Origin of the sequence: Acinetobacter sp. NBRC 110496 (assembly GCF_000876115.1) — a bacterium.
Taxonomy (GTDB): domain Bacteria; phylum Pseudomonadota; class Gammaproteobacteria; order Pseudomonadales; family Moraxellaceae; genus Acinetobacter.
Window position 1 is genome coordinate 83,965 of sequence record NZ_BBTF01000007.1, and the last position, 15,712, is coordinate 99,676.

General features: G+C 40.8%; 14 protein-coding genes. 9 read left to right on the forward strand and 5 right to left on the reverse strand.

The window, feature by feature from the left end:
• Window positions 1-4: 4 nt before the first annotated feature.
• Window positions 5-304 (reverse strand): DUF3817 domain-containing protein, encoded by a 300-nt coding sequence (locus tag Aba26S_RS05935; RefSeq protein ID WP_043970711.1) that lies wholly within the window; start codon window positions 302-304, stop codon window positions 5-7.
• A 434-nt stretch (window positions 305-738) separates the two neighbouring features.
• Here Aba26S_RS05935 and Aba26S_RS05940 point away from each other — a divergent pair, with 434 nt between their 5' ends.
• A complete protein-coding gene (locus Aba26S_RS05940) occupies window positions 739-1,713 on the forward strand; it encodes a nitronate monooxygenase family protein (RefSeq protein WP_005241630.1) in 975 nt (324 codons plus the stop codon).
• 293 nt (window positions 1,714-2,006) lie between these two features.
• On the opposite strand, the gene Aba26S_RS05945 is transcribed toward Aba26S_RS05940, so the two are convergent.
• Window positions 2,007-3,251: a trans-acting enoyl reductase family protein gene (locus Aba26S_RS05945; protein WP_005241628.1), complete on the reverse strand. Its 1,245-nt coding sequence runs from the start codon at window positions 3,249-3,251 to the stop codon at window positions 2,007-2,009.
• A 37-nt stretch (window positions 3,252-3,288) separates the two neighbouring features.
• Window positions 3,289-4,185 (reverse strand): hypothetical protein, encoded by an 897-nt coding sequence (locus tag Aba26S_RS05950; protein WP_043970713.1) that lies wholly within the window; start codon window positions 4,183-4,185, stop codon window positions 3,289-3,291.
• 422 nt (window positions 4,186-4,607) lie between these two features.
• Between Aba26S_RS05950 and Aba26S_RS05955 the strand changes: the two genes are divergently transcribed.
• Together Aba26S_RS05955 and Aba26S_RS05960 are read left to right on the forward strand one after the other, a co-directional pair.
• Complete coding sequence (locus Aba26S_RS05955; RefSeq protein ID WP_043970715.1) at window positions 4,608-5,438, forward strand: alpha/beta fold hydrolase; 831 nt, start codon at window positions 4,608-4,610, stop codon at window positions 5,436-5,438.
• Between the two features lie 156 nt (window positions 5,439-5,594).
• Window positions 5,595-6,833 carry an NADH:flavin oxidoreductase/NADH oxidase family protein gene (locus tag Aba26S_RS05960; protein ID WP_043970717.1) on the forward strand — a complete coding sequence of 413 codons (1,239 nt, stop codon included), beginning with the start codon at window positions 5,595-5,597 and terminating at the stop codon, window positions 6,831-6,833.
• Window positions 6,834-7,057: 224 nt separating this feature from the next.
• Here Aba26S_RS05960 and Aba26S_RS05965 read toward each other — a convergent pair whose 3' ends face one another.
• Together Aba26S_RS05965 and Aba26S_RS05970 are read right to left on the reverse strand one after the other, a co-directional pair.
• The gene (locus Aba26S_RS05965; protein WP_043970719.1) at window positions 7,058-7,858 is read right to left on the reverse strand and encodes a type 1 glutamine amidotransferase domain-containing protein; all 801 of its coding nucleotides are present in this window, start codon (window positions 7,856-7,858) and stop codon (window positions 7,058-7,060) included.
• Between the two features lie 107 nt (window positions 7,859-7,965).
• Entirely contained in the window at window positions 7,966-8,379 is a 414-nt protein-coding gene (locus Aba26S_RS05970) for a MerR family transcriptional regulator (RefSeq protein WP_005241621.1), read from the reverse strand.
• A gap of 92 nt (window positions 8,380-8,471) precedes the next feature.
• Here Aba26S_RS05970 and Aba26S_RS05975 point away from each other — a divergent pair, with 92 nt between their 5' ends.
• The 6 genes from Aba26S_RS05975 to Aba26S_RS06000 all read left to right on the forward strand — a co-directional run bounded on the left by Aba26S_RS05975 (window position 8,472) and on the right by Aba26S_RS06000 (window position 15,667).
• Window positions 8,472-9,164: a type 1 glutamine amidotransferase domain-containing protein gene (locus Aba26S_RS05975; protein ID WP_043970720.1), complete on the forward strand. Its 693-nt coding sequence runs from the start codon at window positions 8,472-8,474 to the stop codon at window positions 9,162-9,164.
• Between the two features lie 81 nt (window positions 9,165-9,245).
• Window positions 9,246-9,650: a hypothetical protein gene (locus Aba26S_RS05980; protein ID WP_005241618.1), complete on the forward strand. Its 405-nt coding sequence runs from the start codon at window positions 9,246-9,248 to the stop codon at window positions 9,648-9,650.
• A gap of 145 nt (window positions 9,651-9,795) precedes the next feature.
• Window positions 9,796-10,317 carry a sigma-70 family RNA polymerase sigma factor gene (locus Aba26S_RS05985; protein ID WP_005241616.1) on the forward strand — a complete coding sequence of 174 codons (522 nt, stop codon included), beginning with the start codon at window positions 9,796-9,798 and terminating at the stop codon, window positions 10,315-10,317.
• Window positions 10,318-11,328 carry a FecR family protein gene (locus Aba26S_RS05990; protein ID WP_043970722.1) on the forward strand — a complete coding sequence of 337 codons (1,011 nt, stop codon included), beginning with the start codon at window positions 10,318-10,320 and terminating at the stop codon, window positions 11,326-11,328.
• Between the two features lie 201 nt (window positions 11,329-11,529).
• Entirely contained in the window at window positions 11,530-14,688 is a 3,159-nt protein-coding gene (locus Aba26S_RS05995) for a TonB-dependent receptor (protein ID WP_168926878.1), read from the forward strand.
• Window positions 14,689-14,875: 187 nt separating this feature from the next.
• On the forward strand, window positions 14,876-15,667 hold the full coding sequence (locus Aba26S_RS06000; RefSeq protein WP_043970726.1) for a Slam-dependent surface lipoprotein: 792 nt from the start codon (window positions 14,876-14,878) through the stop codon (window positions 15,665-15,667).
• Window positions 15,668-15,712 lie beyond the last annotated feature (45 nt).

The following is a 15,712-nucleotide window of genomic DNA, read 5'->3' on the forward strand; positions in this document are numbered from 1 at the left end:
AGACTTATAGCTTGGCTTGACGTTGTGCGATGTATTTTTCGTTAAAGAAGCCACCCAATGGAATAAACGCCAGCACAAATAATCTGAACAATTCGATGCCAGACCAGAGTGAAGCGGTACGCACTAAGTTCCAAAGATAGAATAAAAACGCCAGACTATGAATAGGTCCCATGATTTTTGTCGCGATCGGTAAATCAAATGCGTACTTTAAGGGAATTGCCACAACAAATAACAACAATAAAGTCACGGCTTCGAGTACAGAGGCAAATCGCATTTGCTGCAATTTTTTTGTCATTGTGCTCATAACATAGCTCCGAGAGATGAATAAGAGAATCAAAAATTAACGCAGCATATCATCTTTAAGCGCTATCGCATTGATATTGTTGGTAACGATTCTTATTTAATAACCTTTATAAAAGCGGATAAAAGCATGTTCTGAAAGCAGAAATTTCTAAATTTTTTCAAGAATTCACGACGATATATAATTGTCTTACAGATTAAAAATAATTTTAAAAAATATTAAGTTATTAATATTTATAATTTTTATAGGTGTTTATTATTCGATGAGCTTATCATTTTTTATCAAGCAAGTGGAGTGAATATAGAATTTATGCAACTTGTTGCATAAAAACTTTTATCCCGATATGATTGAGTGAATTTAAAGAATAGCGAAATGCTTATTATTTCTAAAATTGGCTTTATCTATCTGAAATAATGAATATCTAAAGGATAAAAGTGATGTCAAAAATTCCAGAATTAATGAAAAACCTGAAACTCCCTGTCATTGCGTCGCCCTTGTTTATTATTAGTACGCCGCAGTTGGTGTTGGCTCAATGTAAAGCAGGTGTAATTGGCTCGATGCCGGCATTGAATGCACGACCTGCCGAAAAACTGGAAGAATGGTTAAAAGAAATTACCGAAGGAATCGCTGAACATAATGCTTTACATCCAGAGCGACCTGCGGCACCTTTTGCAATTAACCAGATCGTGCATAAAAGTAATAATCGTCTGGAACATGACATGGAACTCATCGTCAAATACAAAGTACCGATTGTGATTACGTCTTTGGGCGCACGAACCGAGATTAATGATGCCACCCATAGCTATGGTGGTTTGGTCTTGCATGACGTCATCAATAATACCTTTGCCAAGAAAGCGATTGAAAAAGGGGCGGACGGTTTGATTGCGGTTGCAGCAGGTGCAGGTGGTCATGCCGGCGTGAAGAGTCCATTTCCATTGATTCAGGAAATCCGTGAATGGTTCGATGGACCGCTGGCTTTATCGGGTGCGATCTCTACAGGTGATGCGGTTCTTGCAGCACAGGCAATGGGGGCAGACTTTGCTTATATTGGTTCAGCATTTATTGCCACCCATGAAGCCAATGCTGAAGATGCTTATAAGCAGGCGATAGTCGATCACAATTCAGATGAAATTGTTTATTCCAATCTATTCACTGGTGTGCATGGTAACTATCTTGCACCAAGTATTCGCGCGGCGGGTCTTGATCCTGCTGATTTACCTGAAGGTAATCTGAAAGATATGGATTTCAGTACCCCGAATGAAGATGGTACACAGCACAAGGTCAAACCATGGCGTGATATTTGGGGATGCGGACAAGGGTTAAATGCAATTAAAGCCACGACTTCAGTCGAGCAACTAGTGAGTCGGCTTGAAAGAGAATATTTTGCAGCAAGAACACGTCTCAAGCTTTAAGTTTCGATATCAGGCCTTAATCTTTAAGGCCTGATACATTTTATTAGGCGGGTTTTTTAAATGATGAGCGCTCACTATGCTTACCTTATTGTCACGGAATTCGGCCTGTGGCAATAAATGCGACTAAACCATCATAAAGATTTCAAAAAAATATCGCTTTCACCTAAGCCGAGATCATCAGGAATAAACAGAATGTTGTCATGTGATTCCTTGATATTCATCATGTAGGGGACACATGAATATTTTTCGATTTAAACTTAAGTAATTTGATAGAGCAGTTATAAGAGAATGTTTCAAATCTGTTCAAATTTGAGCCCTGCATGATCAGTTAAACGTTGAATGAAGCGATCATCAAACATCGTCGCAGGTGTCCAAAATCCACCGTTACGTCCAACTTTTTCACTGTCTTTGGCATGGTCAATTGCAAGACTCAATGCAGCTTGTCCCAACATTTTTCCTGTAGAACCATAACCAGGATCACGGTCACCTGTGACTTTAACTTTCAGGCTTTGTCCTGCATCTGTTTTACCCACAAAACGTAGGTCAAATCGGCCTGTTAGCTGTTGTTCTGGAGTTGGGCCTTCACCTGGTTTTGGCAATAAATAACGTTCCATGACTTGGCTGATTGGTTTACTCACTGCCGCGAGCATAAAAGCAGCTAGACCAGAAACCACGCCTAAAGCTTTTAATCGTCCTTTTAGCCCTTCACCCGTCAATATGGCTTCGTTATAGCTAAAGTTGTTGCCATAGGCATTGCCAGATAAGGCATTTGAGCGATGGACCACACGTTCATTGACAGCAGCCATCACAAAAGGTGCAATCCATGCATTAAAATCGGGGTCGAATTTGGCTGTTTTGATATAAATTTGTCTTTGGGTATTGCCATGATCTGCAGGACAAAGGATATAGGGATTGAGCAGATCTTTACGTAAAGCAGGGTCGGCAGCTGCTTCTTGAACGACATTGATCAAACTTGCCACTGTGCCCCCCGATGCACCACCTTTTAAGGTTCTGACTCGCATGCTGACTTGGGTCGCAGGTGCATTAAACTGTTGCTGTGCTTGTTGTTGTAAATAATAGACCCCCATGTCGGATGGAACTGAGTCAAAACCACAGCAATGCACAATACGCGCACCTGATTGCTGGGCTTGCGCTTCATATTTAGTGATCATTTGTTTAATCCACTGGGTTTCTCCAGTCAGATCACAATAATCTGTCCCATTGTTTACACAAGCTTGAACCAAAGGTTCACCGTATAAAGCATATGGGCCAACCGTTGAGACCACTACACGGGTTTGTGCACAAAGCGCATCGAGTTCGGTTTGATTGTTGGCATCAGCAACCAAGATCGGGATAGCTTGTCCTGCTGTGCCTAAAGCATCTTTTACGTGTTGTAGTTTTTGCTGTGAACGTCCTGCAATTGCCCAATTCAGCTGTTCTTTGTGGTCAGCAAAGTATTCTGCCAGATATCGGGTGAGGATCTGGCCAACAAAACTGGTGGCGCCGAAGACCACAAGATCATATTTTGTTTGGTTCATGTGTTATTTTTCCTTAGTTGTTCGATCATTTGAATTTTTAAAGTGCTTGCGGTAAATGTAGCGCAACTTGGGCATCTTGAATCACATCTAAACGAAGAATTTTCGATGCACCAAGTTCATCCAATAACTGGCTTAAAGGCCCACCATGACGAACCAAATTCACTTTTCTCGGCAACAAGGTTTGTGCAAAAGAGAGGATATTCGATTGCACGTGTGTTTGATGCCATTTGTGATCTACCAAATGTAGCATTGTTGCTTCACTGGTTCGTGTCTCTGACTGCACTTGCTGTAAAGGTGGCGTTGCTGCGCTGAGGCTTAAATCAATTTTTCCTTCCGTATCCATCAAATTGGCATTCACCTCGATCGGGTTGATGTCGACATTAATCTCAGTCAGCCACTTGGGCAACTGATAGCCATAAACGCCACGTACCCGCGCTATTTCTGTATCAACAGGCAGTGCTAAAACATGGGCATAGAAATGTCGTTGCCGAATTGAGTTGATCAGTTCCAGTGCATGTGGGCCACGTGCATTGGGTTGGCGCACAACAATTGCGACTGAGACTTCGTTATATGGGTCGTTATCACAAACGGAATAAGTAAAGAAGGTGAGTGCGACCAGTCCATAACCCGGAAAAGCCTGTAGCGGTTCTAAAGGAACAGGCAGTTTTTTCTTGAGTTGTTTAAGCGGTGCGAGCATCAGGACCTGCACATTAGCGCTACGATAATAAAAATTGGGAGCCCAAACAGGGCCGACTCTGGATTCAAGCAGTTTTTTAGGAATCTTACGGAAGAAATCAATATTCCCCGCTGCAGGATCTTGAGCGACTTGGTCTAAATCGGGATGCATGCTAAAGCGATCATAGTAACCACCTTTCGGTACTTTGACTTTTTGCTCTCCAAATTCAACTTCAGTAAATTGCTGACGACTATTCATGTTGGTTAACCTATATTGACCCAATCCATCCAGTCTTATGCCAAGACCTGCACATTGATTGCTTGAGAGTCACTATAAGATTAAAGCCAACTTTAAAGTCAAGTAGGATAATTGATGACTTGAAACACACATCACGGATTCGTTATAACAATGTAAAGATAATTCGCACAAAAAGTCTGTGCTATAGAAATAAAAATTTAGATTTCAAATATTAAGCAGGATCAATCACTGTGAGTTATTAAGCATTAAATTACATTTTTGTTATCAGAATGGGACTAATTATGTTGACCTTAAAGCTAACTTTAATCTTAGTATAGAGTCACTATCCATGCGGATAGTTTGAAAAATATGTGATTCCACGAACATTGATTAGAACATAGATCAGAACTCGACAGTGTAAATCTTACACAGGAGAAACAAAGATGGCTTACGTTACGACAAAAGATGGTGTAGATATTTTTTATAAAGATTGGGGACCTCGCGATGCACAGGTCTTATTTTTTCATCATGGTTGGCCGCTCAGCTCAGATGATTGGGATGCTCAATTGTTATTCTTTTTGAATGAAGGTTTCCGTGTTGTGGCACATGATCGTCGCGGTCATGGTCGTTCAAGTCAGGTTTGGGATGGTCATGATATGGACCATTATGCAGACGATGTCGCTGCGGTGGTACAACATCTCGGTATAAAAAATGCGGTGCATATTGGTCACTCAACAGGTGGCGGTGAAGTGGCTCACTATATTGCACGCCATGGTGAAGCAAATGTTTCTAAGGCAGTTTTGGTCAGTGCAGTTCCGCCAATTATGGTGAAAACAGCGAGTAATCCAAATGGTTTACCGAAAGAAGTCTTCGACGACTTGCAAAACCAGTTATTTAAAAACCGTTCGCAATTTTACTATGATTTACCCGCAGGTCCTTTCTATGGATTTAACCGTCCAAATGCGAAACCTTCCGAGCCAGTAATCTGGAATTGGTGGCGTCAAGGCATGATGGGCGGTGCCAAAGCACATTATGATGGGATTGTGGCTTTTTCTCAGACTGATTTTACTGAGGATTTAAAAAAGATTTCAGTCCCTGTACTGGTAATGCATGGTGACGATGATCAGGTTGTACCTTATGAAAACTCTGGGGTATTGTCTGCAAAGTTGGTAAAAAATGGGACTTTAAAAACCTATAAAGGTTTCTCACATGGGATGCTCACGGTCAATGCGGATGTGATTAATCCAGATCTATTGGCATTTATCCGCGCATAAGGGTGATTGATGATATTCAAGTTTAAACTGAAAAAGAGAGGCATCAATGCCTCTCTTTTTTATTTTAAGAACGCATATATGAACGGAGATAAAACCGCTTGACATTAAAGTTTACTTTAATCTTAAAGTAAAGACATCGTCAAAGAGGTGACAAAAATGAAAGTGTTTGAAAAATTAGTTTTCCCAAATGGTTCGTATATCCCAAATCGTATTGCAAAAGCTGCAATGGAAGAAAACATGGCGGATTTAAATCATGCGCCATCTGAAGAACTGATGCGCTTATATCAAGCTTGGGCAGATGGTGGTGTTGGTTTGATTATCACGGGTAATGTGATGGTGGATCGTCGTGCCATGACAGGGCCTGGTGGCGTGGTTCTGGAAGATGAAAAGTATTTGGATACATTCAAACGCTGGGCGCAAATTGGCCGTTCTAAGGGGGCGCAAGTTTGGTTGCAAATTAATCATCCTGGTCGTCAAATGCAAGCCAATTTAGGTCAAGAAACTTGGGCACCTTCAGCAGTTGCCCTGGATTTAGGCAAAATGTCAGATCGTTTTAATACACCGATTGAAATGACCCAAGACATGATTGATGAAGTGATCCAACGTTTTGCCAATACTGCACGATTGGGAGAAAAAGCAGGCTTTACTGGTGTTGAGATTCATGCAGCACATGGTTATTTATTGAGTCAGTTTCTTTCGCCCTTGAGCAATCAACGTCAAGATCAATGGGGTGGTTCTTTAGAAAACCGTGCGCGTATTTTGATCGAGATTGTCAAAGCAGTACGTGCTGTGGTTTCAGACACTTTTACAGTTGCAGTCAAACTCAATTCTGCTGACTTCCAGCGTGGTGGTTTCAGTGCTGAAGATGCGCAACAAGTGGTCATGATGTTGAATGAACAGGCTGTTGATTTGGTCGAACTTTCTGGTGGGAGTTATGAAGCACCTGCCATGCAAGGTCAGGCACGCGATGGGCGTACTTTGGCACGTGAAGCTTATTTTTTAGAATTTGCCCAAGAGATTGCTAAAGTTGCAAAAATGCCTGTGATGGTAACGGGTGGTATACGTCGTAAACAAGTGGCTGAGCAGGTGATTGAAAGCGGTGTTGACATGGTGGGGATTGCCACAGCACTCGCGATTGATCCCAACCTCCCCAATGAATGGAAACAAGGGCAAAATAACGCACCTGAACTCAAACCGATTAGATGGGAAAATAAAACTTTAGCATCGCTTGCCAACATGGCAACAGTGAAATTCCAGTTACGTAAACTCAGTCTGGGTAAAACCACCAATCCAAAGGTATCTCCACTCTGGGCATTGGCGTTACAGCAAACAGCAATGACTTGCCGTACGCGCCAATATAAAAAACGGATGCGTACATATTCATTTGCTTCATAAAATAAGGGCGAATAAGTTGGCAATGCTAAGGCAATAAATAGCTTGATCGAGCAAAAACCAATGATAGAAAAATCTTTCATTGGTTTTTGTGAACCAATTGGAGATTTTATGAAATAGCTTCTGTCCAAATTCAAAGGTATTTAATTCCTCAGACAGACTGTACCATTGACTATCATCGAGCCGATAAAAAACCAACTCTTTTGAGCTGGCTTTAGGCCTGATGTTTAATTTAATATTTTTAAGCGCTTAACGACCGCCACTGCAATTTCTTTACTGGATTGTGGATTTTGTCCAGTGATAATCCGATCATCAGTGATTACATAAGAAGTAAAGGGGAGAAAAGCTCGTTTGTATGTTGCTCCTCTTTGTATCAATCCATCTTGCAAAGAGAACGGAACTTGGGACTTAATCCCTGAAAAGGTCTCTTCAATATTGGCAAAGCCTGTAACCGTACGACCTGCAATGAGTGCTTGACCCGTTGCGGTTTGAAGCGGCAATAATCCGCCTACGCCGTGACATACCGCAGATACAACACCGCCTTGCTGATAAATCTTTTCACTGATCTGCTTTAAGCCTTGGCTATTGGGAAAATCCCACATGGTGCCATGACCACCCGTATAGTAAATTGCTTTGTAGTGGGAAGGATCAATAGCTTTGGGCGTCAGAGTATTGTTTAAGCGTTGCATAAACTGAGGATCAGCCAGATGTTTTTTTGCGGATTGATCCATATAAATTGACTTGAGGCTACGCTCATCCAAGGGGACTGCACCACCTTGGGGGCTGACAAAATCCATGTCATAACCTGCAGTTTGTGCGACATCATAAAAATGGGTGAGTTCGGTCAGCCATAAGCCAGTGTGATCTGATCGAGTGGGGTAAGCAGAGTGGTTGGTCATGACCACTAAAATCTTGTCTTTGATTTTAGCTTGCTGTTTCGCAGCGTCAGCGGCATAGACTGGACTACTCGCCAACATCAGCATGAAAATACGGATCAACCAGTTGTTAAAATTCCACGCTTTAAACATGACAGGCTCCTCATTGATTAGCTGAGATAAATGCTATGTTTAAAGTTGGGTTTAAGGTCAAGTGCTTTTATCGATCTCTGATAAATGGCTTTTATTGGATACCATGCTTAGGTTTTATCTTTAACATAGTAAAGATTAAGTAAGCGCTGTGCATTTTCCTCACAGGTAATTTCATCCGGTTTATTATTAATGGCCATAATCATCAATTGCAGATTTTGTTTACTGATTGCTAATTTTTGTTCAAGTTCTTCAATGTCTTTGATTTTACTTTCGAGCAGGCCAATTAAAATATCATGGTTCCATGTTGTTAAATTGGAAGGGAGAAAGGATTTAATTTCTGTCAAAGAAAAGCCGACTTGCTGTGCTTGCTGGATCAGGAATAACTGTTTCAGATCATTTTCATTGTATTCACGATAACCATTTGATTTACGTTTTGCCTTAGGTAACAGCTTGATTTGTTCGTAATAACGAATGGTTGGCGTGCTTAAACCACTTTGTTTTGATAATTCGCTGATATTCATCTTGCTGTTTTCCTCTTGACATTCAAGCAAACTTTAAGCTTATAGTGATGTAAAAGCAAGCCTAACAATAAAGTTAAAAACCGAGGTGAAAGATGTCAAAACGTATCCTGCATGTTGTAACCAATGTCTCTGAGTATGAAGGCATTAATCGACCTACTGGACTGTGGTTGGGTGAGCTTACCCATGCCTATGATGAGTTTGAAAAGCAAAATTATATTCAGGATATTGTTAGTCCAAACGGTGGCTTATCGCCAATAGAACCTAAATCATTAGAGCGTTTTGTTGCCGATTCATCTGTCCTGAAACGCAAAAATGATCCAGCATTTATGCAACTGCTTGAGACAACCAAAAAGCCATCCGAGATTAATTGGCAAGATTATGATGCAATCTATTACACGGGTGGACATGGTGTGATGTGGGACTTTTTGAACAATGAAAAATTACAGGACATCACCAAAAATATTTATGAAAAGGGTGGTATTGTTGCCAGTGTCTGTCATGGCTATTGTGGATTGCTTAATGTTCGACTTTCTACGGGGCAGTATTTAATTACTGGAAAAAAGCTGACTGGTTTTGCGTGGTGCGAAGAAGTGTTGGCTGGCGTCGCAAAGAAAGTTCCTTATAACGCCGAAGAACTTGCTAAACAACGTGGCGCACTCTATGAAAGAAAATTCATTCCTTTTCTACCCAATGTAGTACGAGATCAAAACTTGATTACAGGTCAAAATCCATTTTCTGCCCGTATCACGGCCTATGCGATTATTGAGGGATTAGAAGCAGATTAAACTTTGCAGCACAAAGTGGGTAAAATCATCTAAAAGAGACTGTGCAAAAATAAGAAATATTTAAAAGTGTAGATAAAACCAATGAAAAAAGATTTAAAACTGGATCATGACACGCTGTTTTTTAGACTACTGTTTAAATCTACGTCAGAGGTTACAGCAGAAGAGATTGAATATTACCGTAAGTACCCAGATCAAATTGATGAAGTGACTGCGCCTATAAATATCCATAAAATATTCCTGTGGGTCGGTGCTTTGCTGGGAGTTTTTATTGTCGCTATTGCCAAAGCGCTTAAATTTTCTGGAGCCTTGAGTTTTTTAGCAGATGGTTTATTTGAGTTTATTTACGATATTCTCTATGAAAGTGGTGTTGCATTGATCGGTGCCGCAATAACCGCCTATATGTTGGGGGTTGTACTGAATAAACAGCAGGAAAATGCTGCGAAATGGAGAAAAGAGATTAGGAAAAAAATAGCTGAGAATAAGTAGTTTAAAAAACACTTGGTTTTTAGTTGATAAATTCATAAAAATTCATGTATTTAAGATAAAAAATAGCGAAAGCGAAATTCGGTCTTGACTTTTGTTAATGATAATTATTATCATTTAAAAACACTTTGTTTTGAGTCAGATCATTGTGAACAGAACACCTCTGCTTATAGATGAATTATACAGAAACCATAGAGGTTGGCTTCACCAATGGTTGAGGCAAAAACTTGGGAATACTGATCAGGCTGCTGATCTGGTTCAAGATACATTTATTAAGCTGCTACAGACGCGTGACGAGCTTTTGGGTATCAAGGAACCACGTGCTTACCTTACTTCCATTGCAAAAAACTTACTGATTGATCAGGTTCGCCGTAAACGTATTGAACAAGCATATCTCGATGGCTTAAGCCAGATGGAATACATGCTGGATGCGGTTGCTTCGCCTGAAGATCAGATGCAGATTATTCAAGCACTCGACCAACTCTGTAAAGCCTTGGAAGATGTTTCTGTCAAAGCACAACAAGCTTTTATCTTACATTATCTGGAAGGCTATACCCATAAAGAGACCGCAGAACAATTGGGTGTCTCAACCAAAATGATCCAAAAATATCTCGCCAGTTGTTTAATTCGATGTTATCAGACTCGCTTAGAAATGGATGTCGGTATTTAAATGGCAATGGATAAACAGCAGCACCAACTGGTAGAGGAAGCTGCGTTATGGATCGTCCAGCTCAGTTCAGATGATGAGTCGATCCGAAAAAATGCACAATTAAAGTTTAATCAATGGAAACAAAGCAGCCTGCAACATCAAAAAATTGCAGTAGATATTGAGCAGTGTATCCGCTCAATTCAGAAAGTATCCCAAAGTACGCATCATAAAAAAGTGGTGAAGTCAGCACTTAAAGCGGGTCTAGGTTCCGCTAAATCTTATAAGCATCTGCGGGCAGGCAGTGCTTTTGTAATTGCATTGCTCGCAGTCAGTGGTAGTATTTTTTATTTGACCGATAACACGATTGCATATTTAAGCGCTGATATACAGGGCGATTCAGCGCAGTGGACTACACAAACCTTGCAAGATGGTTCCCATTTAATTCTGCGTAGTAAAAGTGCAGTTAATCTCGATTTCCAAGCCAATCAGCGCGTTGTTGAATTGGTGCAGGGGCAAATCTATGTCGATGTTGCTAAAGATCCACAAAGACCATTTCTAGTCAAAACCAAACATGGGCAGATTCAAGCGCTTGGAACTGCTTTTAGTGTGAGTTATACACCTGCGGCAACTGAGCTGAAAATGTTGCATTCTCGGGTACGTGTACAGGCCGCATCAAATCCCTATGCAAAACAGCAAGTGATTGTAAGTGCAGGGCAGGCTGTGAGTATGAATCAGAACGGAGTGCAACCACTTTCAGCCCTCAATATTTATAATGAACAACAAAAATGGAATAAACATCAGTTGATGGTAGAGGATTTACCGCTCGATCAGGTATTAAAGGAATTAGATCAAAATTTTAAAGGTAAAATCCTATTTAATGCAGAAGCTTTAAGTCATATCCAAGTGAATGCCGTTTTGCCCTTGGATCAAACACAGGATGCGCTCAAATTATTGGCAACGGTTTTCCCAAATTTAAAGATTTATAAAATAACACCTTATGTTATTGTTATTTCATCAAAAAATAATATTTAAAATACCTGAATAAGTGCTTTGAATATTTGTATTCAAGAAAAAAATTTAAATTTTTTAAAATTCAGGTTCCACTTTTTTAAAAGCTGTTCGTCATAGTAAGTAGAAGCAATAAATTTGGGATCATTTTATTTTAATAGATTTAATGATTCTTATTTACATTTACTAGGGCGGGTAAAAATGAAGAAAGTCGGAAAAGGTCAAATGCGAAATCGGAACGTATTTCGATTCTCAACACTTGCATTTGCAGTACATAGCTTGTGTATTGGCAGCTTGGCTTTTCCCTTACAACCGGCTTATGCAGCAACAGTTGCTGTAAAATCCTACAATATTCCAGCAGGTACACTGGCCAATGTGTTGAACCAATTTGCAGAACAATCGGGGACTGCAATTGCGATTGATGCACAGCAGCTCAAAGGACAATACAGTTCAGGCTTAAAGGGCTCTTATGCTTTAGAACAAGGCTTTCAACATATTCTTGCTGCTTCAGAATTTAATGCAGTCAAAGTCGGGCAAGGATATACGCTGACAAAAAAGACAGCTAAAAATAGCAATGCGACATCAAATACTTTCGATACAGTTACAACTCAAACAGCACCTGCTCAATCCAGTGATAAAGAAGTCTCCGTTCGTTTGACACCATTGGTGGTTTATGGCCAAGAAGATCGTGATACACAAGGCAGTAACCGGGTTTATGATGCCAATCGATCTTCTGTTTATGCAGGTAAAGACTACATTGAGCGCTTTAAAGGCACCAATCCTGCCGATGTTTTGCAAGGTATGGTTGGGGTCTATAGTGGTGATGCCCGTAATAGTGGTGCTTTAGATCCGAGTGTACGTGGTGTGCAAGGGGTAGGTCGAGTGCCCTTAACCATTGACGGCACTGAGCAGTCGATTGCTGTGTGGCGTGGCTATAATGGGGTGAACAACCGGAATTATATTGATCCAAATCTGATTGCGGGCATTGAAGTCATTAAAGGCCCATCACTGGAACGGAATACTACAACCTCAGTCGGTGGTGGTGTTGTAGTCAAGACCTTAGAAGCAGATGATATTGTTCGTCCAGGTAAAACCTTTGGCGCAGAATTAAAAGTAGAAGGCTCTACCAACTCGATTGATCCTTCATTGCCCGACATGAGTAAAATTGGCAAGAACTATAATGATACGACGCCGTGGGAGGATATTAATGGTCAAAAATACGATCCAGATATTTATAAAAAGAACCGAACCCGAAATGATAATTCTAACTTCTCTGGGGATGATTTAGCGGGCCGGCTCGCATTGGCAATGAAACAGGATAAATTTGATTTATTGGCTGTTTATGCTGTTCGTGAACGAGGCAATTATTTTTCAGGCACACATGGCGCCGGCTATTACAAACGGGCTGAGCCAAGCAATAGTCTTGATTTTATTCCATATTTCGCTCACTCCTATAAGCCTGGCAATGAAGTACCGAACACCTCAAGTCAGATGGAGTCTTGGCTATTTAAGGCAGGTTATCGACCAAGCGATGATCAAGCGCTGAAATTCACTTATCGAGATACCAAAAATAGATTTGGTGAGATCATGCCTTCACGAATTGAATGGGGACTCACCCCTGAAATTGGTGTACCGCAATGGCCACTCAGTCATATTCGTTCTAAAGCCTACAGCTTAGAATATAAGTTTAAACCTGAGACCAATCAGTGGGTCGATTTCTATGCCAATATTTGGCAAACCGATACCGAAAGCGAAACTTACACACGAGGCGGATGGCCAACGATTATTGATTTTAGAGATAATCGACTGATCAATACAGCAATCAGTCACTCAGACAACCGACGTCAAGGCATTAGTATCAGTAATAAAGCACAATTAACTGGTCAGCTCGATTTAACTTTAGGCGGAAGCTTCTTAAAAGAAAAGCTCACTTCTGATGATATTTATGGTGAATATGGCCCAAGTTATTCCTTATATCAGGCTTTACCTCGTGCGGGACGCCGTGAAGAAAAGACCTCTGATTTTAATTTCAACTATCGACCAGCTTCTTGGCTAAGCTTTGATGCGGGTATGCGTTATCGCTCTTATTGGGCCTTTGATGACTTCTTAAATAAATCGATCAGAGATGGTATTGATCCCTCTTTAAATCCGTTATTTACCAAGAAAAGTAAAGTCAAAGAATACAACTTTGAATATCGAACCATGCCTGAGAGTTATGATGCTCAGCAACAACGTATGCTAAACCTTTTAACGCAACGTTATGCAGCCAACAATCCTGATTGGGATGGCCGTTTAGAAACGGTGCCTGCATCAGAAACGGCTTTGTACAGCCGGATTTGGTCACAGAAAAATACACTCACTTGGAAAGCTGATGAAAATGGTCATTTGGCCCTAGCTGATAATATATTAAACCAACTGAATGCCTTAGGGCAGAAGTATGTGGTGATCGGCAGTGGTTTCCAACCTGTTGTAATTGAGCAAACTCCGATTGAATCGGCTCAGAAAGTAAAAGACAGTGGTTGGGCACCTCAACTTGGCGCATCCATTCATTTGACTGAAAACAATCGGCTTTATGTACGCTATGCAGAGGAATATCGCTTACCCAGCTTATTTGAAAGTACAGTCGGCTTCTCGGCGATGATGCCATCTCAAGCGATTAAACCCGAACATGCGTTTAATTATGAAGTGGGTTATGTTTATGACATGCGTAACTGGCTCAGTTCAGCTCGCAATGCCGATATTAAGTTGGCCTATTACTACAACAAAACCAAAAATGTAATTGAGCGAAATCAAAATCTGATTTTTACCAATATGGATGAGCAAAATCTTTCTGGCCTTGAGTTGCAAAGCCGTTTTGACAATGGTGCTTTCTTTACTGATTTAAGCATGGCTTATAACCTTAAAAATGAAGTCTGTGACAGTAATAGTGCCATTAATAAAATGATTAATAGCGGCACAATACAAACAGATCAAGGCATTCAATTCCGCGATGCTTATCAACGTTGCGTCGATGATGGTTTTCCAAACGGCTATCTCGTGACGATGTCGACACCTGAACTCAGCGCACATGCATTATTCGGCGCGCGCTTTCTAGATGAAAGGCTTGAGCTTGGTGCGCGAGCAACTTTCTACAAAGGCTATGAAAGTCCATTACGTAAAAATAATGATGCAGGTATCAATAAAGGCTATTACCTCAATGTACCTCTTGCTTGGGATGATACTTGGATTTTTGATGCCTATGCACGCTATCAAGTTGATACCTATAACACAGTTGAATTTGTTGGCAATAACCTTTCAAACCAATTTTATATCGATCCACTCACTCGCAGTGCGATGGCTGCACCAGGCCGTACGTTGAAAGTCAGCTGGACCACCAAGTTTTAACACAGAATTTAATTCCAACTTTCAAATTAGTCGGGATTAGATAAAGGTAAATAATGATATTGAATGATTATTATTTACAAAACCAGGGGCGGTTATAGATCTTACTGTTCCTATAACTAAATAGATAACGATAGCGTTATCTTTATTGAAACAATAACTTAGCTTTAGAGAAATGGAGTAACAATAAATGAAAATCTCTCAACTGTTCATCGGTCTTGTTGCATGTTCTGCTGTGTTTGCACATGCAGGTATTGATGGTGCTTCAAGTAATGAAAACAATATCATTATTGGTGCTGCTGCAAATGCCAGCCATCCAGGCGGTGCAGCAGCTGTTTCTGTACAAGCGGCTGGTGCACCATACAATGCATTTACAGGTTTTAGCTCGTTAAAAGGTTTGGCACAAGCGTTCTCTGCACGCGGTGCAAGCAATACTGATGTTACTGTCGGTACTAAAACTTTTAATATCTCCCATATTCCTGTTTCGGCAATGCCACCTTCACATAGTGCCTTAGGTAATTTCAATTTTGGTCAGGTGGGCACACAGGAAGTCTATTTTGGTGAATGGTGGAAAGCGGGCGATACAGCAGCAAATGCAAGTCATACTGTTTATTACGCAGGTGACAATACCAATACGACAGTACCGACTTCTGGTACGGCGACTTATACCGTTGCAGGGATTAATGGTTCAGCAACCAATCTGTTAAGTGGTAATTTAACTGCTAACTTTGGTGCAGGCACTTTAGAAGGGTCATTAACTGGAACAGGGACTGCTGTTTCAAGCTTAAGCTTGGACGGTGTGACATTTAATCCAGGTACTGCGGCATTCAGTGGCGGTGCAAGTGCAAATGGTACGGCTGGGCTAAATAATTCAGGTATTGTTCAAGGACACTTCTTTGGTGCAAATGCCGCAGCTTTAGCGGGTATTGCCGAGTTTAATAATGCTGCTTACAACACTGCATTTGGTGGTGCGAAAAACTAATCAGGGCGAAAGGAATCTACAACTGTAGGTTCCTTTTTCTTGTTT